Source organism: Roseibium suaedae (assembly GCF_900142725.1).
Lineage (GTDB): Bacteria > Pseudomonadota > Alphaproteobacteria > Rhizobiales > Stappiaceae > Roseibium > Roseibium suaedae.
The window spans coordinates 401,473-424,986 of the sequence record NZ_FRBW01000004.1 but is presented as its reverse complement, the minus strand read 5'-3'; the positions used below and the strand labels follow the sequence as shown (position 1 = coordinate 424,986).

The window sequence follows — 23,514 nt, the reverse complement described above, 5'->3', positions numbered from 1 at the left end:
TCCGTCCCCGCCCGGGCTTTTTCTCATGACAGCACCCGCTTCCGCCTGCTGGACAGACGCTTGGGCATTGAAGCCCTCGCACCGCGCCCTCCGCAGCCGGACCACACCCCCGGCTATGCGATCCACCGGGTTGACTGCCACCGGACCTGCCAAGACGGTTCCGTTACCCCCGTCTCCCAGCCCCGCCCGGCCCGCCCCTCCCCGCTGGTCGGTCCAGCAGGGGCCCGTTAGGCGGGCACGGAAGAAAGCATACGTCAGGTTTTACAGGGGGAGGACAAGGTTATTTTCAGCGGAAAAAGGGTCGTTAGATCAAGGGGATGGGATTCTCGGGAGGGGGATTGTTTTTGCACCACGCAGTCTCTCCGTCATTGCAGCACTCGATGCTGCAATGCAGGCCGTTTCGTCTCCTCAAGCCGAGGTGGTTCTTTGCGGAGAGGGTACGGAATGGATGCCATGGTCAAGCCATGGCAGGACGGAGGGTAGGCCTTCCCACCGCCGTCATCCCTGCGAAGGCAGGGATCCAGTAAGCTTTTGCAGTCGCTAGATTTTAAATAGCAATTTCGCGGGATACTGGATCCCGGTCTTGAAGCGCTGCTCCAAACCGGGATGACAATCGAAGGGTTTGGACCGTTGTAAGCGGTCTGAACAGGCCCCGGAGGGCCCGTTCGCATGCCTCAGAAACGCTGAGCTTCAGTCTCACCCCTTCACAAGGTTGCGCAACACGTAGTGGAGGATGCCACCGGCCTTGATGTATTCGAGCTCGTCCAGCGTATCGACGCGGCAGAGGCATTCGATCACCTTGGTGGTGCCGTCCTCGTAAGTCACTTCCACATTCATCATCTGGCGCGGGGTGATGTCGGTGATGCCCTTGATCGTGACCCGTTCCTTGCCGGTGATGTTGTGGGACTGCCAGCTTTCGCCGTCCTTGAAGGTCAGCGGGATGACGCCCATGCCGACCAGGTTGGAGCGGTGGATGCGCTCGAAGGACTGGGCGATGACCGCGCGGACGCCGAGGAGCTTGGTGCCCTTGGCTGCCCAGTCACGGGAGGAACCGGTGCCGTATTCCTTGCCCGCGAAGACCACCAGCGGAATGCCCGCTTCCTGATATTCCATGCAAGCGTCGTAGATCCACTCCTGCTTGCCGTCCTTCATGGTGACGCCGCCTTCGACGCCCGGCACCATCTGGTTCTTGATGCGGATGTTGGCGAAGGTGCCGCGCATCATGACATTGTGGTTGCCGCGGCGCGCGCCGTAGGAGTTGAAGTCTTTCACCGCGACCTGATGCCCGGCAAGATATTCGCCCGCCGGGCTGTTGGCCTTGATGTTGCCGGCCGGGGAAATGTGATCGGTGGTGATGCTATCCAGGAACAGGCCCATGACCGCAGCACCCTCGATGTCCTCGAGCGGCTTGGGCTCCATGGTCATGCCTTCGAAATAGGGCGGGTTGGCCACATAGGTGGAGGCGGCAGGCCACTTGTAGGTCAGGCCGCCCTCGACCTTGATCGCCTGCCAGTGCTTGTCGCCCTTGAAGACATCGCCATAGCGCTCGCGGAACATTTCCTCGGTGATCGAAGAGCGGATCAGGCTGGAGATCTCTTCCGTGGTCGGCCAGATGTCCTTGAGGAACACCGGGTTGCCGTCCCGGTCTTCACCCAGCGGATCTGACGTGAGGTTGATGTTGAGATTGCCGGCGATGGCATAGGCGACAACCAGCGGGGGCGAGGCCAGATAATTCGCCCGCACATCCGGGTTCACGCGGCCTTCGAAGTTGCGGTTGCCGGAGAGGACGGAGCAGGCAATCAGGTCATTGTCGTTGATCGCCTTGGAGATGGCCGGATCCAGCGGACCGGAATTGCCGATACAAGTGGTGCAGCCATAGCCGGCAAGGGTGAAGCCCAGCGCATCCAGATCCTCCTGAACGCCGGCCTTCTCCAGATAGTCGGTCACCACCTGGGAGCCGGGGGCCAGCGAGGTCTTCACCCAAGGCTTGACCTTGAGGCCCTTCTTCAGCGCATTGCGGGCAACGAGACCGGCGCCGATCAACACGCTCGGGTTCGAGGTGTTGGTGCAGGAGGTAATGGCGGCGATGACCACGTCGCCGTTGCCGACATCATAGGACTTGCCCTCGACGGCCACGCGTTTGGAGAGTTCTCCCGCCTTCTTGAACTCTTCTTCCATTGTCTTTGCGAACCCGCCGGCCGCATCGGACAGATTGATGCGGTCCTGCGGACGCTTGGGGCCGGAGACGGCGGGAACGACGGTGGAAATGTCGAGTTCGAGCGTGTCGGTGAAGACCGGCTCTTCGCTGCCCGTGCGGAACATGCCCTGCGCCTTGGCGTAGGTCTCGACCAGGGCAATGCGGTCGGCATCGCGGCCCGTGGACTTGAGATAGCCGAGCGTGTCGTTGTCGACCGGGAAGAAGCCGCAGGTCGCGCCATATTCCGGGGCCATGTTGGCAATGGTCGCCGCATCTTCCAGGCTGAGATTGTCGAGGCCCGGACCATAGAATTCAACGAACTTGCCGACCACGCCCTTCTTGCGCAGCATCTCGACGACGCGCAGCACAAGGTCGGTGGCGGTGATGCCTTCGTTCAGCTTGCCGGTCAGCTTGAAGCCGACGACTTCCGGGATCAGCATGGAGATCGGCTGGCCGAGCATGGCCGCTTCCGCCTCGATGCCACCCACGCCCCAGCCAAGGACCGCAAGGCCATTGACCATGGTGGTGTGGCTGTCCGTGCCGACCAGCGTGTCCGGATAGGCGATGGTTTCGCCGTCTTCTTCCTTGGTCCAGACGGTCTGTGCCAGATATTCCAGGTTCACCTGGTGGCAAATGCCGGTGCCCGGCGGAACGGCGCGGAAATTGTCGAAGGCGGACTGGCCCCAGCGCAGGAACTCGTAACGTTCACCGTTGCGCTCATATTCCAGCTCGACGTTCTGGCGGAAGGCATCCTTGGTGCCGAAATAGTCGATCATGACCGAGTGGTCGATGACCAGATCCACGGGCACCAGCGGATTGACCTTCTTCGGGTCGCCGCCGAGCTTCACGGCTGCATCGCGCATGGCCGCAAGATCGACCACGGCGGGAACGCCGGTAAAGTCCTGCATCAGGACGCGGGCGGGACGATAGGAGATCTCGTGATCGGAGGTGCGGGTGGACAGCCACTTGGCGACGGCGCGGATATCGTCGGCGGTGACCGTGCGGCCGTCTTCAAAGCGCAGGAGGTTCTCAAGCACCACCTTCAGCGAAACGGGCAGCCTGGAAATGCCCTCCAGGCCGTTCTTCTCCGCATCGGGGAGCGAGAAATAGGTGTAGGTCTTGCCTCCGACAGAAAGCGTCTTTCTGGATTTGAAGCTATCGAGGGACTGGGTCACGGCGTGCGATCTCCTTGCGGTCCGTTTCGGAGCCGGTCCCTTGGGAGCAAGACCGGCCTTGGGGTCTCAAAATCTCTGGTCTCAGCGGAAGGGCGAACAGCCCTCTCCGCATTCCGGGCCTCTTGGACGGGCCCTGTCTTCTGGCAGATCGTATCGGGAGACGGGTCTTTCAACCCGTTCACCGGATTGGATCATTCGCTTTGTCATTCCTATACAAAAATCATGTGGCAACAAGTCCGGATGGCATTTCGCCCTGGACTGAGCGGTCTTGCGGCAAGGTGCAGGCCTGCCATCGGAAGACAAACCTTGTGCATTCAGTTAGTGTAAAGAGGCTGGAAGGCAATCTGCCTTGGCACGAAACGTTGCGAGCGATGCAAGCGGCAAAAGTCACTGCGGAACTGGCGGAGAGGCCAGCTGCGAGAGAGCTTGTTCGTGGTCTTGACTGGACCTTATCCGGGTCCTGTCTGGGCCTGAGATCTGCCTCTGGCGGGGCAGGTGCCGTAAAGCGACGTGAGCCTGCCAAAACATATTGCATACCATTGTATACTGAACTATGTAGTGGCCAGCAAGCTTGTCCCGGCTAGCCTGACATCCGCGACCCGGCGCTCAAGCTTTCCACTATTCCAAGGACGCCGGGATTATCATGAGCTTGTATGCAGATTATCTGAACGAGATCGAAACGCGCAAAACCCAGGGCTTGCATCCCAAGCCCATCGAGGACGCGGCGCTTGTCAGCGAAATCGTTGCCCAGATCAAGGATCCGGGCAACGCGCACCGTGCAGATTCCCTGAAGTACTTCATCTACAACACTCTGCCCGGCACCACGACCGCCGCAGGCGAGAAGGCCAAGTTCCTCAAGGAAATCATCCTCGGCACCGCCGTCGTTGCAGAGATTTCCCCGGCTTTTGCCTTCGAGCTCCTGTCCCACATGAAGGGCGGCCCGTCCGTCGAGGTTCTGCTGGACCTGGCTCTGGGCGACGACGCCGAGATCGCCAAGAATGCTGGCGAAGTGCTGAAGACCCAGGTCTTCCTCTATGACGCGGACACCGAGCGCCTGAAGGCTGCCTTCAAGGCCGGCAACCCGGTCGCCAAGGACATTCTGGAAAGCTACGCGAAGGCCGAGTTCTTCACCAAGCTGCCGCAGATCGAAGAAGAGATCGAAGTCGTCACTTATATCGCCGCAGAAGGCGATATCTCCACCGACCTCCTGTCGCCGGGCAATCAGGCGCACTCGCGCTCCGACCGTGAACTGCATGGCAAGTGCATGATCTCGGAAGCCGCCCAGAAGGAAATCGAGGCGCTGAAGCTGCAGCACCCGGGCAAGCGCGTCATGCTGATCGCCGAAAAGGGCACCATGGGCGTTGGCTCCTCCCGCATGTCCGGCGTGAACAACGTCGCCCTGTGGGCCGGCAAGCCGGCAAGCCCGTATGTTCCCTTCGTGAACATTGCCCCGGTCGTCGGCGGCACCAACGGCATCTCCCCGATCTTCCTGACCACGGTTGGCGTGACCGGCGGCATCGGCCTCGACCTGAAGAACTGGGTCAAGAAGCTGGACGCTGACGGCAAGCCGATCCTCAACAACGACGGCAACCCGGTCCTGGAGCAGAAATACTCCGTGGAAACTGGCACCGTGCTGAAGATCAACACCAAGTCCAAGAAGCTCTACAACGAAGACGGCAGCGAAGAGCTGACCGACATCGCCTCCGCCTTCACTCCGCAGAAGGTCGAGTTCATGCGCGCCGGTGGCTCCTACGCCATCGTCTTCGGCAAGAAGCTGCAGACATTCGCAGCTGAAACCCTCGGCGTCGAAGCTCCGGCTGTCTTCGCACCTTCCAAGGAAGTCTCCAAGGATGGCCAGGGCCTGACCGCCGTTGAAAAGATCTTCAACAAGAACGCCGTCGGCGTGACCCCGGGCAAGGTTCTCCATGCCGGTTCCGACGTCCGCGTGAAGGTGAACATTGTTGGTTCCCAGGACACCACCGGCCTGATGACCGCCCAGGAACTGGAAGCCATGGCTGCGACCGTGATCTCCACGACCGTGGACGGCGCGTACCAGTCCGGCTGCCACACCGCTTCCGTGTGGGACCTGAAGGCACAGGCGAACATCCCGAAACTCATGAGCTTCATGAACAAGTTCGGCCTGATCACCGCCCGTGACCCGAAGGGCTCCTATCACGCCATGACGGACGTGATCCACAAGGTGCTGAACGACATCACCGTGGATGACTGGGACATCATCATCGGTGGCGACAGCCACACCCGCATGTCCAAGGGCGTTGCCTTCGGCGCTGACTCCGGTACCGTGGCTCTGGCTCTGGCAACCGGTGAAGCCACCATGCCGATCCCGGAATCCGTCAAGGTGACCTTCAAGGGCACCATGAAGGACTACATGGACTTCCGTGACGTGGTGCATGCCACCCAGGCCCAGATGCTGAAGCAGCATGGCGACAATGTCTTCCAGGGCCGCGTCATCGAAGTGCACATCGGCACCCTGCTGGCTGACCAGGCCTTCACCTTCACCGACTGGACTGCAGAAATGAAGGCAAAGGCCTCCATCTGCATCTCCAACGATGACACGCTGATCGGTTCGCTGGAACTGGCCAAGGCCCGTATCCAGGTCATGATCGACAAGGGAATGGAAAACGCTGCCGGGACCCTGGCTGGCCTGATCGCCAAGGCAGACAAGCGCATCGCCGAAATCCGTTCCGGTGAAAAGCCGGCCCTGAGCCCGGACGACAGCGCCAAGTACTTCGCAGAAGTGGTTGTCGATCTCGACCTGATCGACGAGCCGATGATCGCCGACCCGGACGTCAACAACGCGGATGTTTCCAAGCGCTACACCCACGACACGATCCGCCCGGTTTCCTACTACGGCGGCGAGAAGAAGGTGGACCTCGGCTTCGTCGGCTCGTGCATGGTGCACAAGGGCGACATGAAGATCGTGGCGCAGATGCTGAAGAACCTCGAAAAGGCCAATGGCAAGGTCGAGTTCAAGGCTCCGCTCGTTGTCGCAGCTCCGACCTACAACATCATCGATGAGCTGAAGGCAGAGGGCGACTGGGACGTGCTGCAGAAGTACTCCGGCTTCGAGTTCGACGACAACGCGCCGAAGAGCAAGGCACGTACCGAGTACGAAAACATCCTTTATCTGGAACGCCCGGGCTGCAACCTCTGCATGGGCAACCAGGAAAAGGCTGCAAAGGGTGACACCGTGCTGGCCACGTCCACCCGCCTGTTCCAGGGCCGCGTCGTGGAAGATACGGCTGAAAAGAAGGGCGAGTCCCTGCTGGCCTCCACGCCGGTGGTGGTCCTGTCCGCGATCCTCGGCCGCACGCCGAACATCGACGAGTACAAGTCCGCTGTCGAAGGCATCGATCTGACGAAGTTCGCTCCGCCGCTCGACAAGTCCGGCACGGCACGTTCGGTCCACTTCTAAGACCGGTTACCGGCTTTAGACTGATCTGAAGGCCGCCGCCCTCCTGCCTCCGCTCCTTTCAGCGGCACGGCAGGAGGGCGGCGGCTTTTTTTGCACTGCACAACCGAAGAGTCGAGGCAATTAGCGGATGCAATTTATAAGATTAAAAACTAAGTATTTTTGACAGTTCACAGTGCCAAAAATAATTGCGGCCATCACTGCTACGGAAGGAGGACGTTAACCCTGCCAGTCTATTTACGGGAATAGAGCAACTCAGTAACGGGCTGGAACCAAGAGAATGCTGAAGAACATTACAATCGTGCACAAGATCCTCGCGGTCGTGGCGGTCATGGGGATCGCTGCACTGGGGATCGCTGGCGTCGCGTATACGAAACTCAACTCCCTGGAACAAACATTCACCAGGATTGGCAAGTCCGAAGAAGCGGCCCGTGAAGCCATGGACCTGCGCATCGACATCGTTGCCATCAGCCGCATGACCTATCAGTTCGCAACCAGCGCGGACAAGGCAGCCGATTTCAAGGCGGAAGCCAAGCGCCGCGCGGACGAAATGCTCGGCCGCCTGCCGAAGCTGGAAGCTGTTGCAGATGCTGAAGAAAAGAAGCAGCTGACCGATATCAAGGCGACCCTGGAAAGCTACTTCCTGAAGGTCAACGAGATGATCGACACGGCCGCCAAGGACCCGTCCAACACGACCGCGATCACCTCTGGCCTAGCCGCAGCTCTGCAGGGCCAGAAAACCGTGACCGATACGGTCAAGGTCTACTCGACCTACACCGCCAAGAAGATGGCTGACCAGCGGACCGCTGCCGCCGATGAGGCCCATGCTGCCGGCACATCGCTGATCGTGACCGCCCTGATCGCCCTGATCGTCGGCGCTGGCTTCGGCATCTTCGTTGCCCGCGTCTCCATCTCCAAGCCGATCAGCCGCGTCGTGACCCTGCTCAAGCATCTGGCCGAGGGCCAGCATGACATGGAAATCACCGGCACGGACCGGGGCGATGAAGTGGGAGATCTGGCCCGCGCCGCACTGGTCTTCAAGGAGCAGTCCCTGGAAAACGCCCGCATGACCGCGGAAGCCGAAGCCCAGAGTGCAAAAGCCGAAGCACAGCAGAAGCTTCTGTTCCGCAAGCTGGCCGAGCAGTTCGAACAGTCCGTCGGTGGCATCGTCTCCTCCCTGTCCGCATCTGCCGGACAGCTGGAAGGCGCGGCCCAGTCCATGTCCTCCAACGCGATCCACACGTCCGAACAGTCCGGGTCCGTGGCAGCGGCCTCCGAACAGGCCTCTTCCAACGTGCAGACCGTTGCGGCTGCGACCGAGGAGCTGACCGCTTCCGTTCGCGAAATCGCCAGCCAGGTGGAGCTCTCCTCCACCATGTCCGGTCAGGCCGTGAATGACGCGGATGCGGCTGCCAACAAGGTGCATGGCCTGTCCAATGCAGCCCAGAAGATCGGCGACATCGTCGAGCTGATCAACGGCATCGCTGCCCAGACAAACCTGCTCGCCCTGAACGCCACCATCGAGGCGGCCCGCGCCGGGGAAGCCGGCAAAGGCTTCGCGGTCGTCGCGGCCGAAGTGAAGCAGCTGGCCGACCAGACCGCCAAGGCAACCACGGAAATCGCTTCCCAGATCGCCGAGATCCAGGGGTCGACCACCGAATCCGCCGAAGCGATCAACGAAGTTGCCGAGACGATCCGCAAGATCAGCGAGATTTCCACTGCCGTTTCCGGCGCCGTGGAAGAGCAGGCTTCGGCCACGCACGAAATCTCCCGCAACGTCCAGCAGGCCTCGGTCGGCACGGCCGAAGTGTCCACGGCCATTGGCTCGGTCACTTCGGCAGCCCAGAACTCCAGTGAGGCTGCAAATCACGTCCTCAGTGCTTCCGCCGACTTGTCCCGTCAGGCAGAGACACTAAGATCCGAGGTCAACCGGTTCCTGTCGGGGATTCGCGCCGCCTAATCCTGAGGGGCGCCCCGATGGAGGTGCCCCTGGAGGACCATGCCTAAGCTTATTGTCGACGACCTCACCGTGGACCGGGGAGGTCGTCGTGTCTTTGCAGGACTATCGTTTCAGCTTGAAGCAGGCCATGCGCTGGTGATTACCGGCGCGAATGGCGCTGGAAAGTCTTCGCTGCTGCGCACGCTGGCAGGGCTTGTGCCGCCAGCGAACGGGCGCATGGCCTTTGAAGGCGGCGACAGCGACAGCACACTTGCCGAGCACGCCCATTATTTCGGGCACGAAAGCGCGGTGAAACGCGCTCTTTCTGTGAGCAGCAATCTGGAATTCTGGCGGGACTTCACGCGGCCCGTCCTGCCGGACGGCTTTGCGGCCAATGCCATGGCGCCGATGGACATTCTGGAGCTTCTCGGCATCGGCCACACGGCGGACCTGCCTGCCGCCTATCTGTCCGCCGGACAGACCCGCCGCCTGACCCTCGCCCGGCTCTTCGTTTCCCCGCGCCCCCTCTGGCTGATGGATGAGCCGACCTCCGCTCTGGATGCGGCCTCCGAGGCCCAGCTGATCGGCCTTATGAACACCCACCTGAAGAACGGCGGAATGATCGTGACGGCCACCCACACGGAACTGACCGCCCTGTCTCCGGTCACCGCATTGCAGCTGACGGCTCCGGCAGCGGGAGATCATGGCGGCCACGGCTATGATGACGACCTGGAGGCCTTTGCCTGATGAGTGGCTGGATCTCTTCCCTGTTCCGGCGCGAACTGCAGCTTGCCACCCGCGCAGGCGGCAGCGCTCTTGTCGGCGTGCTGTTCTTTCTGGCCGTCGTCACCGTGATCCCCTTCGGCGTCGGCCCGGACCTCAATCTCCTCGGCCGCATTGGCCCGGCGATCTTGTGGATCGGCGCGCTTCTGGCAACCCTCCTGGGTCTTGACCGGCTGTTTCAGGCCGACCGGGACGATGGCTCGCTGGATCTGCTGCTGATGGCGGGACGTCCGCTGGAGCTGGTGGTTCTGATCAAATGCCTTGCCCATTGGGTGGCGACCGGTCTGCCGCTCGTGGCGGCCGCACCGGTGCTGGCGATCTTTCTCAACCTGGAACCGGTGGCCATCGGCGCCGTGACACTGACCCTGCTGGCCGGAACCCCTGCCCTCACCTTCATCGGGGCCATCGGGGCTTCACTGACAGTGACACTGCGCCGGGGCGGGCTGCTTCTGGCCGTGCTGGTGGTTCCGCTGGCCATTCCGGTGCTGATCTTCGGTGTCAGCGCGGCGGATGCAGCGGTCTCCGATCCGGTGCCGTTCCTGACGCCGTTCCTGATTCTCTGCGCCCTGACCCTGATTGCCGGAGTGATCGGCCCGATTGCCTCCGCCGCCGCCCTGCGGTTTTCAGCAGACTGATCCGGCTCACGGCAAGGTGAAGCAACCGGGACAATTTGACCGGCCTCAATGCGCCCCGAAGCGCGACAAGACATTGAAGACGCCTCGTTGACAGATTAGAACGGTTCCATGGGTATTTTGGACTTGGCCAATCCGACACGCTTTCTCCGTCTGGTGCAGATCGTTCTGCCCTGGCTGGCAGGACTGTGCGTGATCGTCTTCGCCGCCGGGCTCTACATGAGCTTCTTCACCGCGCCTGAAGACTATCAGCAGGGCGCAACCGTGCGGATCATGTTCATTCATGTGCCGGCCGCCTGGCTGTCCATGATGTGCTATTCGATCATGGCGATCTCCTCCCTCGGCACCCTGGTCTGGAAGCACCCGCTGGCAGATGTATCGGCCAAGGCTGCCGCTCCCATCGGTGCGACCTTCACCTTCATCGCGTTGGTGACCGGATCGCTCTGGGGCAAGCCCATGTGGGGAACCTATTGGGTGTGGGACGCGCGCCTGACCTCCGTGCTGGTGCTTTTCATCATGTATCTCGGGCTCATGGCCCTGTGGCGCACGATGGAAGACCCGATCAAGGCCGGCAAGGCCGCCGCCATTCTGACCCTGGTCGGCGCGGTCAACCTGCCGGTGATCAAGTTCTCGGTGAACTGGTGGAACACGCTGCACCAGCCTGCCAGTGTGGTGCGGATGGATGGCCCGACCATTCACCCGACCATCCTGATCCCGCTGCTGGTGATGGCGGCCGCCTTCACCCTGCTGTTCTTCGTTCTTCATCTGATGGCCATGCGCAACGAAATCCTGCGCCGGCGCCTCAGAGCCATGCGGCTGAAGGCGGCCGCGCAGGCCCGCCCTGCCAGCGCCGCCCTGTCGCCCCAGGCCGCGGAGTAGACCCATGGATCTTGGCCCGCACTCCGGCTTCATCATCGCCTCCTATCTGCTGACGGCCGGCGCCGTCCTCGCCCTGCTTGTCTGGGTTCTCCTTGACCGCCGCAAGCTGGACGCCGACCTTGCCCGCCTTGCCGAGCAGGGCATTTCCCGCGCACGGCCGCAACAGCCGTCCAGAGGCACGCAAACGGACCGCACATGACTTCCCAGACGGATCAATCGCCCAAACGCCGCATTCCGGTGCTGGTGCTGCTGCCGCTCATCGTGTTCACCGCTCTTGCCGGCCTGTTCCTGGTGCAGCTGACCATCGGTCACGACCCGAGCCAGATCCCGTCCGCGCTGATCGGCAAGCCGATCCCGGATACGGAATTGCCGCCGGTGCCGGAACTGATGCTGAATGGCCAGGCCCTGCCGGGCATCACCAAGGCCGATCTTCTGGGCAAGGTCTCCGTGGTCAATGTGTTTGCCTCCTGGTGCGTGCCCTGCCGCCAGGAACATCCTTTCCTGGAAGAACTGAGCCAGCGCGAAGGCTTCCAGATGGTCGGCATCAACTACAAGGACAAGCCGGAGAACGCCCGCCGCTTCCTCGGCAGCCTCGGCAATCCCTATGACCGGGTGGGCGCGGACGAAAAGGGCCGCACCGCCATCGACTGGGGCGTTTACGGCGTGCCGGAAACCTTCATCGTCGATGCCAAGGGCACCATCCGCTACAAGTTCATCGGCCCGCTGTCGCAAGAAAGCTACGGATCGGTCTTCCTGCCGCAGCTTGAAAAGGTTCTCGCGTCTCCGAACGGAGATTGAGGCTGACCCGACCCGATATCTTCGCTATCGTCACTGGCTCGTGACTGGCTCTTGAAGCTTCAAAAGCTTAGGGTCGTCATCAGAGATCACATACCCAGGCCAGTCTTACCAAGTCCCATGACGAAGCACTTCACACAATTCCCCGGCTCCAGCCTCGCCACCAAGGCAGGACTGGTCGCCGTTTTGGCCCTTGGCCTCGTGTTTCAGCAGGGCGTGGCCTTTGCAGGCTCCACCTCTCCCAAGGCGGTGGCGGAACTCTTCACCAGTCAGGGCTGCTCATCCTGCCCGCCTGCGGACAAGCTGCTGGAAGAACTGGCCCTGAAGAACCCGGATATCCTGAGCCTGTCCCTGCCGGTGGACTACTGGGATTATCTCGGCTGGCGTGACACCCTTGCCCGGCCGGAAAATTCCGAGCGCCAGCGGGCCTATGCCGCCCAGCGCGGCGACCGGTCCGTCTATACCCCGCAGCTTGTTGTCGACGGCATGGAGCATGTGGTCGGCGGCGACCGCCAGGCGGTCATGTCCGCCCTTGGCCGCGCAGCCCCTTTCACTGCCTCCGTCTCCCTGTCCGTCCGCGACATGGCGGTCGAGGCCAAGGTCGACGGCAGCCTGCCGGCGGGCCAGCGCATGGCCACGATCTTCATCCTGCGGCTGGACGCAGAACAGAGCGTGCCGATCACCCGGGGCGAGAACACCGGCTCCAGCATTACTTATGTGAATGTGGTTCGGGACCTCAGAGCCATCGGCATGTGGTCCGGCGGACCGGAGACCTTCCGCATCCCCAAATCCGAGTTCATGAAGGACAAGGACAGCCGCTGTGCGGTTCTGGTTCAACTGGAGGATGACAGCGGGCCGGGACGAATTATCGGTGCGGCAGTCATGGACCCGAAGGCGCCTTAAGGGGCTGTTCATCGCCTGCTGCCAGCCTGTGTGATGCGGGGAGATCGGCGGATTGGGCGAAACGGGAGTTGCGTCCCGGCAGAAAACTGCTACCCCTTCGCCGAACCGCCATCCCGGATCTGGCGGCGCAGCAAAGGGAACCCGGATCATGAGCGGCAGACTCCGTATCGCCATCGGCAGCATTTTTGTCGGCATTGGCGTGATGGGCCTGAAATTCCTCGCCTATGAGCTGACGGGCTCGATCGCCCTTTACTCCGACGCGCTGGAAACCATCGTCAACGTGGCCTCTTCCATTGCCGCGGTGATCGCGATCTGGTTTGCCTCGCGCCCGGCAGATTCCAATCATCCCTATGGCCATGACAAAGCCGAGTATTTCGCAGCCGTTCTGGTCGGTGTGATGATCGTTCTGGCGGCGGGCACCATCTTCCACTCGGCCTGGGTGGGCTACCACACGGTGCAGGAGGTCGATTATTCGCCGCTTGGCCTCGGCATCAACGGGCTTGCCGCGGTCATCAACGCGGGCTGGGCCCTTGTGCTGATCCGCTATGGCAAGCGCAGCCGGTCTCCCGCCCTTGAGGCCGACGGCCGCCATCTGATGACAGATGTGGTCACGTCCCTTGGCGTGCTGGCAGGCGTGGTTCTGGTCGTTCTGACCGGCTGGCAGAAGCTGGATCCGATCCTCGCGGGCCTGGTTGGCCTGAACGTGCTGTGGACCGGCTGGGACGTCATGAAAGGGTCCATCTCCGGCCTGATGGACGAAGCTGCCTCACCCGAAACCCTCGACAAGATCCGCCAGGTGATTGCCGCAGAGGGCGAAGGTGCGCTGGAAGCCCACGACCTCAGGACGCGGCTGGCCGGCAAGCTCACCTTCATCGACTTCCATCTGGTGGTCGAGGGCAGCATGTCGGTGGAAGCGGCCCATGACATTTGCGACCGGATCGAGCAGGCCGTCGGCAAGGCGGTGCCGGGCTCCCGCCTGACCATCCATGTGGAACCAGAGCACAAGGCAAAGCACTCCGGCATCATCGTGCTGTGAGACGGCCAGCCCCTCCAAGGCTTCAAAGAAATTTCGTCAAACGCCTGTTTGATGCGGGGTGACACCCAGCACCGATTCGCACGGACACCAAAGCCATGACCAAGACCGCCATCCTCTTTGATTGTGACGGAGTTCTGGTGGATTCCGAGGCCATCTATGTCGAGGTGGAGCGGGAGCACCTAGGCCGGATCGGTCTCATCTACGACCTCCACGACTATCAGCAGCGGTTCAACGGGCTGATGGCGAAGGATTTCTTCAGCCTGGTGCGCTCTGAACATGCCAAGCTGGACGCCGGCAGCTTCCCCGAAAACTTCTTTCCGGATCTGGATCGGGCGACCACGGACCGCATCAACCGGGAACTGACCGCCATCGACGGGATTGCGGACATCCTTGCGCAGGACCGCCGCCCCCGTGCTGTGGCGTCCTCAAGCCGCCTGGACCGGCTGCATGTCAAATTGCGGCAGACAGGCCTGCACGGCTTTTTCGAGCCGCACATCTATTCCGGAGAGCAGGTCGAGAACGGCAAGCCCGCGCCGGACCTGTTCCTCTACGCCGCCCACAATCTGGGCGTCGCGCCGGAGAGCTGCATCGTGATCGAGGACAGCGTGAACGGGGTTCTGGCTGGCCTTGCCGCCGGCATGGAAGTCTGGGGCTTCATCGGCGGCGGCCACGCCAGCGAACGGCTCGGCGAACGGCTGAGCGAGGCCGGAGCTTCCAAGGTCCTCAAAACCCATGAGGAATTGGGCGCGCAACTCGGGTGAGTTTGATGACAAACTGCGCCGTTCGTCTTCCCGCACGCAGCGAAGCGAAGATGCGGGACCGGTGAGCCGGAGCGTGCCGGTAGTCAACTGATTGAAGCCGATGTTCTTTGGCTCACCGGTCCCGGCTCGCGCTCCGCTTGGCCGGGATGACGTTCGAGAGCCTGACACCCTTGCCTGCATCCCCGGCCGGAGCCATGGCTCCGGCCTAAGACTGTCAAACTTGCAGCCTGAACCGGGCGGCAATCGTCAGCGCAGCAGGTCGCTTTCTGGATTGGCGCTGATCTTGTGGATCGCAAGGTCTGCGCCCATGTGCTCTTCTTCCGGCGACAGACGCAGGCCCACAGCGGATTTCAGAACCCCATAGACGACGAAACCCGCAAGCGCGGCATAGGCTGCGCCGGACACTGTGCCGATGATCTGGGAGATCAGGGACACGCCGCCGAGACCGCCCAGAGCTTCCGTGCCAAAAATGCCGGCCGCAATGCCGCCCCAGGCGCCGCACAGGCCATGCAGCGGCCAGACACCCAGCACGTCATCGATCTTCAGCTTGTTCTGACAGATCTCGAAGCCACGGACGAAGAGCGCTCCGGCAATGCCGCCAACGACCAGAGCCCCAATCGGGTGCATGATGTCGGAGCCGGCACAGACCGCAACCAGACCGGCCAGCGCACCATTATGCACGAAGCCCGGGTCATTGCGGCCAACGACCAGCGCCGCAAGGATGCCGCCGACCATAGCCATCAGGGAATTGATGGCGACGAGGCCGGAGGCAGCTTCCAGAGAGCCTGCCGTCATGACGTTGAAGCCGAACCAGCCAACGCAGAGCATCCAGGACCCGAGAGCAAGCCAGGGCAGGGACGACGGCGGAATGCCGACCGGTCGGCCGCTCCTGTCATACCGGCCGCGCCTTGCGCCCAGAAGCAGCACCGCGGCCAGCGCGATCCAGCCGCCGAGCGCATGCACCACCACCGAGCCCGCGAAGTCACGGAACGGCGCGCCGAAGCTTGCCTCAAGCCAGGCCTGGAACCCGAAATTGCCGTTCCAGACGATGCCCTCAAAGAAGGGATAGGCAACGCCGACCAGCGCGACCGTTGCCATGCACTGGGGAATGAATTTCATCCGTTCGGCGATGCCGCCCGAGATGATGGCCGGAATGGCGGCAGCAAATGTGGTCAGGAAGAAGAACTTCACCAGGGACAGACCCTGGGGCGCGAAGCCTTCCGCCCCGCCCGACAAGGCCGCTGCGCTGACGAAGAAGGTCGTGCCATAGGCGATGGCATAGCCGAAGAAGAAATAGACCACCGTGGAGATGGCGAAATCCACCAGGATCTTCACCAGGGCGTTGACCTGGTTTTTCTGGCGGACGGTACCGACTTCGAGAAAGGCAAATCCGCCATGCATGGCGAAGACAAGGATAGCTCCGAGCAGGACGAAAAAGACGTCTCCACCCACCGAATTCTGGCTCATTCACTGGCTCCCGATTATGCAATCGCCTGCTTGCGAGGCGTTGTATTGGCGGCAAAGCAATCAAACTGCATGCCAACCGGGCAAGAGCGCAGAATTTGGCCATTTCGGGCTTTGATATCCGCCCACGAATTGCGCATTTGCTCAAACAGAGGGCCTGACTTTTAGGCTTATGCTTAAATTATAATCGAATCCTGCCTCACGCCGTTCTGCCTTTCAGCGGTGCTGCAGACACAAAAAGACCCGGGGCAGAGCCCCGGGCCAGATACGCAGTCTGAGCCAATTAGACCACGTGGAGGAATGGGTCAGACCCGCTGGGAGCCCGAACCGAATTCCGGATAGGCTTCGACGCCGATTTCCACCTTGTCGAGACCGAGGGCCTCTTCTTCTTCGGAAACCCGGATGCCGATGACTGCCTTCAGGATCAGCCAGATCACGCCGCTGACGATGAAGGTGAAGGCACCGATGGCAACCACGCCGATGAGCTGGGTGACATAGGAGGTGTCAGCGTTGGACAGCGGAACAATCAGCGTGCCCCAGATGCCGCACAGCAGGTGAACCGGGATCGCGCCGACAACGTCGTCGATCTTCAGCTTGTCGAGCAGCGGCACGGTGAAGACTACGATCGCAGCGCCAACGCCACCGATGATGATCGCCTGCAGAACGGACGGCTGCAGTGGCTCGGCGGTGATGGCAACCAGACCAGCCAGGGCGCCGTTCAGGGCCATGGTCACGTCGACCTTCTTGTACATGATCTGGGTGAGGATCACGGCAACGACGACACCGGCGGCAGCAGCCATGTTGGTGTTGGCGAAGATGCGGGAGATGTCGGAAACGTCACCGATGGTGCCCATTGCGAGCTGGGATGCACCGTTGAAGCCGAACCAGCCCAGCCACAGGATGAACGTGCCGAGGGTTGCGAGCGGCATGGAGGAACCCGGCATCGGGAAGACCTGGCCGTTCGGGCCATACTTGCCCTTACGAGCGCCAAGAACCAGAGCACCGGAGATTGCAGCCCAGCCACCAACGGAGTGAACCAGCGTGGAACCTGCGAAGTCGGAGAAGCCCATTTCCTTGAGCCAGCCGCCACCCCAGACCCAGGAGCCGGTGATCGGGTAGATGAAGCCAGTCAGGACAACGGTGAAGAGCAGGAAGGGCCACAGCTTGATGCGCTCGGCCAGGGTGCCGGACACGATCGAGGCAGCGGTGGCACAGAACACCATCTGGAAGAACCAGTCGGAGGCCGTGGAGTAGCCGGTGTCGAGCGCGTTGCCGCCGACAGCGTCGAAGGAATAGGGGCCGAAGGAGCCCATGAAGCCGCCGTCAACGCCGACATACATCAGCTTGTAACCGGTGACCCAGAACATCAGGCCGCCGATGGAGTAGAGTGCAATGTTCTTGAGGCACTGCATGGAAACGTTCTTGGTGCGGACGAGGCCTGCTTCGAGCATGGCGAAGCCAGCAGCCATCCACATCACCAGGAAGCCGCCGATGAGGAACAGCAGGGTGTTGAGAATGTAGGCAACTTCCGGAGAGACCGGAGCCGGAGCGGCTGCGGCGGCGGTATCCTGAGCCAGTGCCGGCAGAGCCATCAGGCTCAGGGCACCCAGCGCAGCCGCAGATCTTGCGACAAACTTGGTCATGTTTCTTACCCTCAAGACAATCAAAGTGCTTCGGCGTCGGTTTCGCCGGTACGAATGCGAACGACCTGGTCGATCGAATAAACGAAGATCTTGCCGTCACCGATCTGGCCGGTCTTTGCGGCGGCGGTGATGACTTCAACGGCCTTGTCGACCGCCTCGCCTGCAACGGCGACTTCAATCTTCAGCTTCGGCAGGAAGCTCACGGCATATTCGGTGCCGCGGTAGATCTCGGTGTGCCCCTTCTGCCGGCCATAGCCCTTGACCTCAGTAACAGTCAGGCCCTGGATTCCAATGCCCGTCAGCGCGTCGCGCACTTCGTCGAGCTTGAACGGCTTGATAATGGCCATCACAATTTTCATTGCTCGTTCCCATTCCTTTCCTGTCGCCTCTTCCCGGCGAAGAGACTGTCCGACCTTCCCGCCCGGTACCCCCCAAGGGTTCGCCCCACCCAGGCACTGCTCGTCAGCCCTGAACCGGAACACACGAAATCGGGTCGGTGTCGGACCTTACTAATCAAGGACCGTGCCAACTCGGAAAACTGGCGGAATTTCGAGGAAAAAGCAGCGGCTTTCCGGGAAAAAAGGCGAGAATGGGCCAAGCCACGCAGGCAAAAGAGCCTAAAAATGAGTCAAGTATAAACGGCTAAAAAATATGCAGATTAGGGCCGCTGCACAATAAATGATCGATAAAATAGCGGCACTGTGACCGCAGATGAATTTTCAGGCACCCGAATTGAGGCAAGCTTCGGCAACACCTCTAAAAGCAGCAGAACCCGCCAGTTCCGGGGCGTAACACGCGTCCGGAGCTGACGGGTTCGAAGCGAGGCTCTGCAGGAAGGATCTCAGGCGGAAAAACCGCCGTCCTCCAGAAACGCCAGTTCCCCGGCTGTCGAGGTCCGGCCCAGCACCTTGTTCCGGTGCGGGAACCGGCCGAAACGCCGGATCACATCCAGATGGATCAGCGCGTAGAGATAGAACTGTTCGTTGTTCAGGGCCCGGCACAAGTCCACGCTGCGTTCCTGGCTGGCCATGTCCTCCGCATGCTCGAAGGGCAGGTAGAAGAACACGCGCACGCTGGGCGGGAAGGCCTTGTCGAAGCCGGCCGTGACCGCCCGGTCCGCGATGGCAAGCGCCCTGGGGTCTGCTTCGAAGGCGCGCGGGTCATTGCGGAAGAGATTGCGGGTGAACTGGTCGAGCAGGATCAAAAGGGCCAGAGCTCCGTGCGGCGTCGTCTCCCAGGCGTCCAGCTTGCCGGCTTTGGCCGCCTCGACCGCCGGCAGAAACCGGGACCGGATCTCCGCGTCGAAGGCTTCGTCCTTCGCGAACCATTTCGCCGGGCCTGCCTGCCACCAGAAATCCAGAATTTCCAACGGTGAAAAAGCCGCGTCAGTCATGTATTTCTCTCCAGATCAGCTAGTGTTGCGCCAGATGGTAGCGTCCGGCGACCGGGGCGCAACCCGATTTCTTCAGGAAACTCAATGACCGACCTGACCGCCTCCCGCATTCTTGACCTGATCGGCCTCAAGTGCCCGATGCCGGTTCTCAAGACCCGCAAGGCCTTGCTCGAGATGCCGGGCGGCAGCCGGCTGGAAGTCCTGACCTCCGACCCGATGGCGTTTCTGGACATCCCCCACATGTGCAACGAGGATGGCCACACGGTCGAGAGCGTGGAGAAGGACGGCACCCGCGGCCGGTTCCTCATCCTCAAGTCCTGACGCCTGCCCAGCCCCTTGCGCCGGAGACGCTTCCCATGACCTCCCTGCTCTTCGTCTGCCTTGGCAACATCTGCCGCTCCCCGCTGGCTGAAGGCATTTTCCGGCAGACGCTGGAAGAGGCAGGCCTTGCCAGGGACTTTTTGCTGGATTCGGCCGGGACCGGCGCCTGGCATGCGGGCAATCCGCCCGATCCGCGCTCGGTCGAAGTGGCGGCGCGCCATGGCATCGACATTTCCACTCAAAAGGCCCGGCAGGTGAGCGATGCCGATTTTTCCCGTTTCGAATGGATCCTTGCCATGGACCGGGACAATCTGGCGGCTTTGCGCCGGAAATTCCCGAACCACCCTCGCCTGCGCCTGTTACTGACCGGGCCCGACCGGGATGTTCCGGATCCCTATTATGGCGGGTCTGAAGGGTTCGACCAGGTTTTCGACATGCTGCAATCCGGCAGCCGGAAGCTGCTGTCCGAACTCCGCAAGACTTAGGCACAGTCAGTCACACGACTGCCAGCGGACGTCATCATGCCGTCGCCCGATCCGGCTAGTCATCGGCGAATTACACTGGGCCGAATCGACATGAAGCTGTTCTGGTGGGCGCTTGCGCTCCTGTTCATTGTGCTGGGAGCTGCAACCCTCGCGCTGCCGATCCCCACGGGCGTGCCGCTTCTGGCTGCTGGAGCCGTGATTCTGATTGCGACCAGCCGGAAGCTGGCACGTGCCCTGCGCAACCGGCGCAAGAGGCTGCCCCGGCTGAACCGGACCTTTCACTGGCTGGAGGACAGAAGCCCGAGGCTGCTCGCCCGGATCCTGAAGCGGACTCGCCCGCGCCAGCCGCGCCCGGCTCCTTAAGCGATCAGACCCTTAGACGGTCAATCCCGGAACATGCCCAGGAACCGGCGGCCCATCCGGCCCATGCGGTTGGCAATCCGCCCCCCTGCGCCATGCAGGGATCGGCCCCATCGGGTCAAGCGCTCATCCAGCGCCGCATCCGTTGCCCAGGCGGGTGTCCAGCGGAAGAAAACCCGGTGGACCAAGAGGACGACGGCAAGGGTCAGGCCCCAGGAGAGCAGCGTATCGGAGGTGAAATGGCCGCCAAAGGCCACCCGGTTGAGCGACAGCAGAAAGCCGATCGGAGCGAACACCGCCAGCACGCCCCAGCGCCAGGCCTTCGGGGCGACCAGGATCAGTCCGGCCAAAAGCCACATAGCCGCAGAGCCTTCGCCGGAGACGAAGGAACAGTTGGTGCTGCACCAGTTGCTCGGCACCCAGACCAGCTGATAGGGCATGTCACCGCCAAAGAGATCCACCATGACCGGGCGCGGGCGGCCCCAGTTGTTCTTCAGGATCAGATTGACCAGAACACCCGGACCGAGGATCAGCGTCGTCAGCAGGAACAAGGGCTTTCTGAGCGGCACCAGCGGCTGCCTTGCCGGCAGCAGCAGCTTCAGCAGCAGGATGACGACACAGGCAATGGCGATCAGCCGGACCAGATAAGGCCCAAGCCCCCGGAACTGGCGCAGAAAAGGCACATCCTGCGCCCAGAACCCGTCTCCGGGCCGGAAGAAAACACCGCTTGCCGCCAGATCCACACCTGGAAAAACCAGAAAGAAAAGAGAGACAGCCGCCACATAGACCGCAATCGCAGCAAAAGGGTGCAGCCCCATCCAGCTTGAGATGCAATGGAGGGACGAGCTGGGCGGGAGAGAAGCGGGGCCGTCTGTCATGGGCGCTATATAGGCGAAGACAGCCCCCTGACCAAGAGAGGGAATTGTCAGGCAGAAGCGGCCCTCAGGCCGAAGCTTCTTCCGGCTGGGCCCGGTTGCGATGATAGTGCCTGGCGTGTTCAAGAACGGTGAAGAGCTTAGCGGGGGACAGGGGCTTGGCGATCATGTCTGAAAAGCCCGCCGCCTTCATGCGTCTTTCATCGGCGGTTTCCGCTGCAGCCGTGACGGCAATCAGTGGCATCTTATTTCCGGCTTCCTGCGCCCGGATCGCTTCGGCAGTCTCCACCCCGTCGAGACCCGGCATGTGGAGATCCAGCAAGACAGCGTCGTAACGGCCGGCGGCAATGCTGCGCAGGGCCTCTGTGCCACTGTCTGCCTGATCGCTGGTGATCGAAAAGGATTCCAGAAGCGCCGCCAGCAGGCGCCGGTTGGTGTCATTGTCATCGACGATCAGGACATGAAGGCCTTCGGGCGCAGGTTCTGCCTCCTGCATTTTCGAAGGCGAGGAAGCCCTGCCCTCGTCTTGCACAAGCGGCAGCATCAGCTCGAATTCACAGCCCTGCAGATTGCCGCTGTCTTCCCGGGAAACGAGGCACAAGGTACCACCGGCCTCCCGGGCAAGCTCCATCGCCCCCCAGAGCCCGAGGCCAGATCCCTTGGCCTTGGCACGTCCTGCTGTGCCCCGCACATAGGGCCGGAACAGCTGCTCTTGTTCTTTGGGGTCGATCCCCGGGCCGGTGTCGCAAATGCGCAGACGCGCCATTGCTGTAGAGGAAGATTTCCCGCAAGCTGGGACCTCCTCCAGACTGACTTCGACACTGCCGGTGTCCGTATACTTGATGGCATTGTCCAGGAGCGCCGCAACAATGCGGCGCAAGGGCGCCGCCTTGAGACTTTCAATGGGCAGGCCTTTGCCTGGCACGGTGACGGCAAATCCAAGCCCCTTGGCAGCGGCGGCAACCTTCATCAATTCGCCGATTTCCACAACGAGTTCAGCAAGATCCACCGTTTCCGGATTGGACGAACCCAAGCCGTTCTTGCCCTCACGGGCAGGTTCGCGGACGAGTTCTCCCGCCATGTCGTCAAGCGCGTCGATGCTGCGCATCAAAATGGCGAGCCGCTCGGCCTGAAGATCCGTCAGGCCATCGCGGGCAATCAGCTCTGCAGTGAGCTTCATTGCGGCAAGGGGTGTCCGCAGATCATGCGCCAGCAACGCCAGGCGCTCAGCCTTTTCGGCCACCGTCTTCCGTTCCGCCATGAATTTTGGACCCTTTCCGGTACGCTCCAGGACAGATCAGGTCTTGTCAGTCCTGCATTCACCCGTCATTTTCAAAGCTGTGATGGTTCTGCCCCCGGCGGCTTTTGAACAATCCGCCTCTGCCTCTCCGCCAGCTTCATTTGCGGGATCCTGCCTGCCTACAGGTTAGCAAATCCAAAACCCGCAGCCATAGAGAATGCAATGTCCCTGGATATTCTTGCGATCGTCCTTCCCGTCTTCGCCCTGATCGGACTCGGATATGTGCTGGCAAGAACCGGCATCCTCAAGGAAAGCACAGGGGATGCGCTGGGGCAGTTTGTCTATGTGGTCGGTATTCCGGCGCTGCTGTTCAAGACCCTCGCAGTGGTGCAACTGGGCGATCAGAACCCCTGGCAGCTGTGGGCGGCCTATTTCAGCGGCGTCGCGATTTCCTGGACCTTTTCCACCCTGATGATCCGCAAAGGGTTCGGACGCGATGCGCGCGCAGGTGTGATCGGCGGTATTTCTTCGGTCTTTTCCAATTCCGCCATGGTCGGTCTGCCGCTGATTTCGTCCGTCTATGGCGAGGCGGGCCAGGTCCCCCTGCTCATCCTGCTGTCGGTGCACCTGCCGGTCATGACCGTGGCAATTGCCATCCTGATGGAACGGGCAGCCGCAAAGGACGGCATGGCCGAAGCGCCGGACCTTCCCGCACTGATCCTCAGCGTCTGCAAGAACCTGGCGACAAATCCAATCGTGCTGGCCATCGTGGCGGCTGTAATCTGGCGCACGCTGAAACTGCCTGTAACCGGCATCTTTGCCGACGTGCTGGGCCGTCTTTCCTCTGCTGCCCTGCCAGTCGCCCTGCTGTCACTTGGCACCAGCATGGTGCGCTATGGCATTCGGGGCAATGTGCTGCCCGGCATCCTGCTCAGCCTCGTGAAGATCGTCCTGATGCCGGCAATCATTTTCGTCCTGTCGGCCTATGTGTTCCATTTGCCGCCGATCTGGACGGCGGCGGCAACCCTGACGGCAGCCTGCCCGACAGGCATCAACGTCTATATCTTCGCCAGCCGCTATGGCACGGGACACGCCATGTCCGCCAATTCCATCACGCTGACCACAATGGCAGCAGTGGTGACCAGCGGCATCTGGGTCTATCTGCTCGATCTGTGGCGGATGAACTGAAGAAAAAGGCCG

At 61.7% G+C, this 23,514-nt stretch carries 21 protein-coding genes; 14 read left to right on the top strand and 7 right to left on the bottom strand.

All coding sequences use genetic code 11. The annotated features are described in order from the left end of the window. Positions 1-696 precede the first annotated feature (696 nt). Positions 697-3,372: an aconitate hydratase AcnA gene (gene acnA / locus BUA94_RS18315; RefSeq protein ID WP_073014756.1), complete on the bottom strand. Its 2,676-nt coding sequence runs from the start codon at positions 3,370-3,372 to the stop codon at positions 697-699. Between the two features lie 643 nt (positions 3,373-4,015). On the opposite strand from acnA, the gene BUA94_RS18310 reads away from it, so the two are divergent. The 10 genes from BUA94_RS18310 (at position 4,016) to BUA94_RS18265 (ending at position 14,533) form a co-directional block, all read left to right on the top strand. Further along, on the top strand, positions 4,016-6,808 hold the full coding sequence (locus tag BUA94_RS18310) for a bifunctional aconitate hydratase 2/2-methylisocitrate dehydratase (RefSeq protein WP_073014755.1): 2,793 nt from the start codon (positions 4,016-4,018) through the stop codon (positions 6,806-6,808). 277 nt (positions 6,809-7,085) lie between these two features. Continuing rightward, complete coding sequence (locus tag BUA94_RS18305) at positions 7,086-8,765, top strand: methyl-accepting chemotaxis protein (protein ID WP_073014754.1); 1,680 nt, start codon at positions 7,086-7,088, stop codon at positions 8,763-8,765. Positions 8,766-8,804: 39 nt separating this feature from the next. Further along, entirely contained in the window at positions 8,805-9,491 is a 687-nt protein-coding gene (ccmA, locus tag BUA94_RS18300) for a heme ABC exporter ATP-binding protein CcmA (RefSeq protein WP_073014753.1), read from the top strand. Positions 9,492-9,502: 11 nt separating this feature from the next. Further along, positions 9,503-10,162, top strand: a complete 660-nt coding sequence (gene ccmB / locus BUA94_RS18295) for a heme exporter protein CcmB (RefSeq protein WP_073014923.1) — start codon at positions 9,503-9,505, stop codon at positions 10,160-10,162. Between the two features lie 108 nt (positions 10,163-10,270). Then, entirely contained in the window at positions 10,271-11,038 is a 768-nt protein-coding gene (locus BUA94_RS18290) for a heme ABC transporter permease (protein ID WP_073014752.1), read from the top strand. Positions 11,039-11,042: 4 nt separating this feature from the next. Next, positions 11,043-11,237: a heme exporter protein CcmD gene (ccmD, locus tag BUA94_RS18285; RefSeq protein WP_073014751.1), complete on the top strand. Its 195-nt coding sequence runs from the start codon at positions 11,043-11,045 to the stop codon at positions 11,235-11,237. Continuing rightward, positions 11,234-11,836 carry a DsbE family thiol:disulfide interchange protein gene (locus tag BUA94_RS18280; protein ID WP_073014750.1) on the top strand — a complete coding sequence of 201 codons (603 nt, stop codon included), beginning with the start codon at positions 11,234-11,236 and terminating at the stop codon, positions 11,834-11,836. Before ccmD ends, BUA94_RS18280 begins: the two co-directional genes overlap by 4 nt. Positions 11,837-11,953: 117 nt before the next feature. Continuing rightward, positions 11,954-12,736 carry a DUF1223 domain-containing protein gene (locus BUA94_RS18275; protein WP_084082114.1) on the top strand — a complete coding sequence of 261 codons (783 nt, stop codon included), beginning with the start codon at positions 11,954-11,956 and terminating at the stop codon, positions 12,734-12,736. 148 nt (positions 12,737-12,884) lie between these two features. Then, a complete protein-coding gene (locus BUA94_RS18270; protein WP_073014749.1) occupies positions 12,885-13,772 on the top strand; it encodes a cation diffusion facilitator family transporter in 888 nt (295 codons plus the stop codon). Between the two features lie 95 nt (positions 13,773-13,867). Next, positions 13,868-14,533, top strand: coding sequence for an HAD family hydrolase (locus BUA94_RS18265; RefSeq protein ID WP_073014748.1), 666 nt, complete (start codon positions 13,868-13,870; stop codon positions 14,531-14,533). Between the two features lie 246 nt (positions 14,534-14,779). On the opposite strand, the gene BUA94_RS18260 is transcribed toward BUA94_RS18265, so the two are convergent. The 4 genes from BUA94_RS18260 to BUA94_RS18245 all read right to left on the bottom strand — a co-directional run bounded on the left by BUA94_RS18260 (position 14,780) and on the right by BUA94_RS18245 (position 19,033). After that, the gene (locus BUA94_RS18260; protein ID WP_073014747.1) at positions 14,780-16,000 is read right to left on the bottom strand and encodes an ammonium transporter; all 1,221 of its coding nucleotides are present in this window, start codon (positions 15,998-16,000) and stop codon (positions 14,780-14,782) included. 302 nt (positions 16,001-16,302) lie between these two features. Further along, positions 16,303-17,640, bottom strand: a complete 1,338-nt coding sequence (locus BUA94_RS18255; protein ID WP_073014746.1) for an ammonium transporter — start codon at positions 17,638-17,640, stop codon at positions 16,303-16,305. A gap of 20 nt (positions 17,641-17,660) precedes the next feature. Continuing rightward, positions 17,661-17,999 carry a P-II family nitrogen regulator gene (locus BUA94_RS18250; protein ID WP_073014745.1) on the bottom strand — a complete coding sequence of 113 codons (339 nt, stop codon included), beginning with the start codon at positions 17,997-17,999 and terminating at the stop codon, positions 17,661-17,663. A 482-nt stretch (positions 18,000-18,481) separates the two neighbouring features. Then, positions 18,482-19,033 (bottom strand): DUF924 family protein, encoded by a 552-nt coding sequence (locus BUA94_RS18245; RefSeq protein ID WP_073014744.1) that lies wholly within the window; start codon positions 19,031-19,033, stop codon positions 18,482-18,484. A gap of 84 nt (positions 19,034-19,117) precedes the next feature. Here BUA94_RS18245 and BUA94_RS18240 point away from each other — a divergent pair, with 84 nt between their 5' ends. Genes BUA94_RS18240 through BUA94_RS18230 form a run of 3 tightly spaced genes read left to right on the top strand, consistent with a single transcriptional unit; the run spans position 19,118 to position 20,202 of the window. Beyond that, a complete protein-coding gene (locus BUA94_RS18240; RefSeq protein WP_073014743.1) occupies positions 19,118-19,354 on the top strand; it encodes a sulfurtransferase TusA family protein in 237 nt (78 codons plus the stop codon). 35 nt (positions 19,355-19,389) lie between these two features. Further along, complete coding sequence (locus BUA94_RS18235) at positions 19,390-19,839, top strand: low molecular weight protein-tyrosine-phosphatase (RefSeq protein ID WP_073014742.1); 450 nt, start codon at positions 19,390-19,392, stop codon at positions 19,837-19,839. A gap of 36 nt (positions 19,840-19,875) precedes the next feature. Further along, entirely contained in the window at positions 19,876-20,202 is a 327-nt protein-coding gene (locus BUA94_RS18230) for a hypothetical protein (protein ID WP_208980147.1), read from the top strand. 20 nt (positions 20,203-20,222) lie between these two features. On the opposite strand, the gene BUA94_RS18225 is transcribed toward BUA94_RS18230, so the two are convergent. Continuing rightward, positions 20,223-21,017, bottom strand: a complete 795-nt coding sequence (locus BUA94_RS18225) for a phosphatase PAP2 family protein (protein ID WP_208980146.1) — start codon at positions 21,015-21,017, stop codon at positions 20,223-20,225. Between the two features lie 124 nt (positions 21,018-21,141). After that, positions 21,142-22,335, bottom strand: coding sequence for an ATP-binding response regulator (locus BUA94_RS18220; protein ID WP_073014739.1), 1,194 nt, complete (start codon positions 22,333-22,335; stop codon positions 21,142-21,144). Between the two features lie 201 nt (positions 22,336-22,536). Here BUA94_RS18220 and BUA94_RS18215 point away from each other — a divergent pair, with 201 nt between their 5' ends. Beyond that, positions 22,537-23,502 carry an AEC family transporter gene (locus tag BUA94_RS18215; RefSeq protein WP_073014738.1) on the top strand — a complete coding sequence of 322 codons (966 nt, stop codon included), beginning with the start codon at positions 22,537-22,539 and terminating at the stop codon, positions 23,500-23,502. Positions 23,503-23,514: the final 12 nt, after the last annotated feature.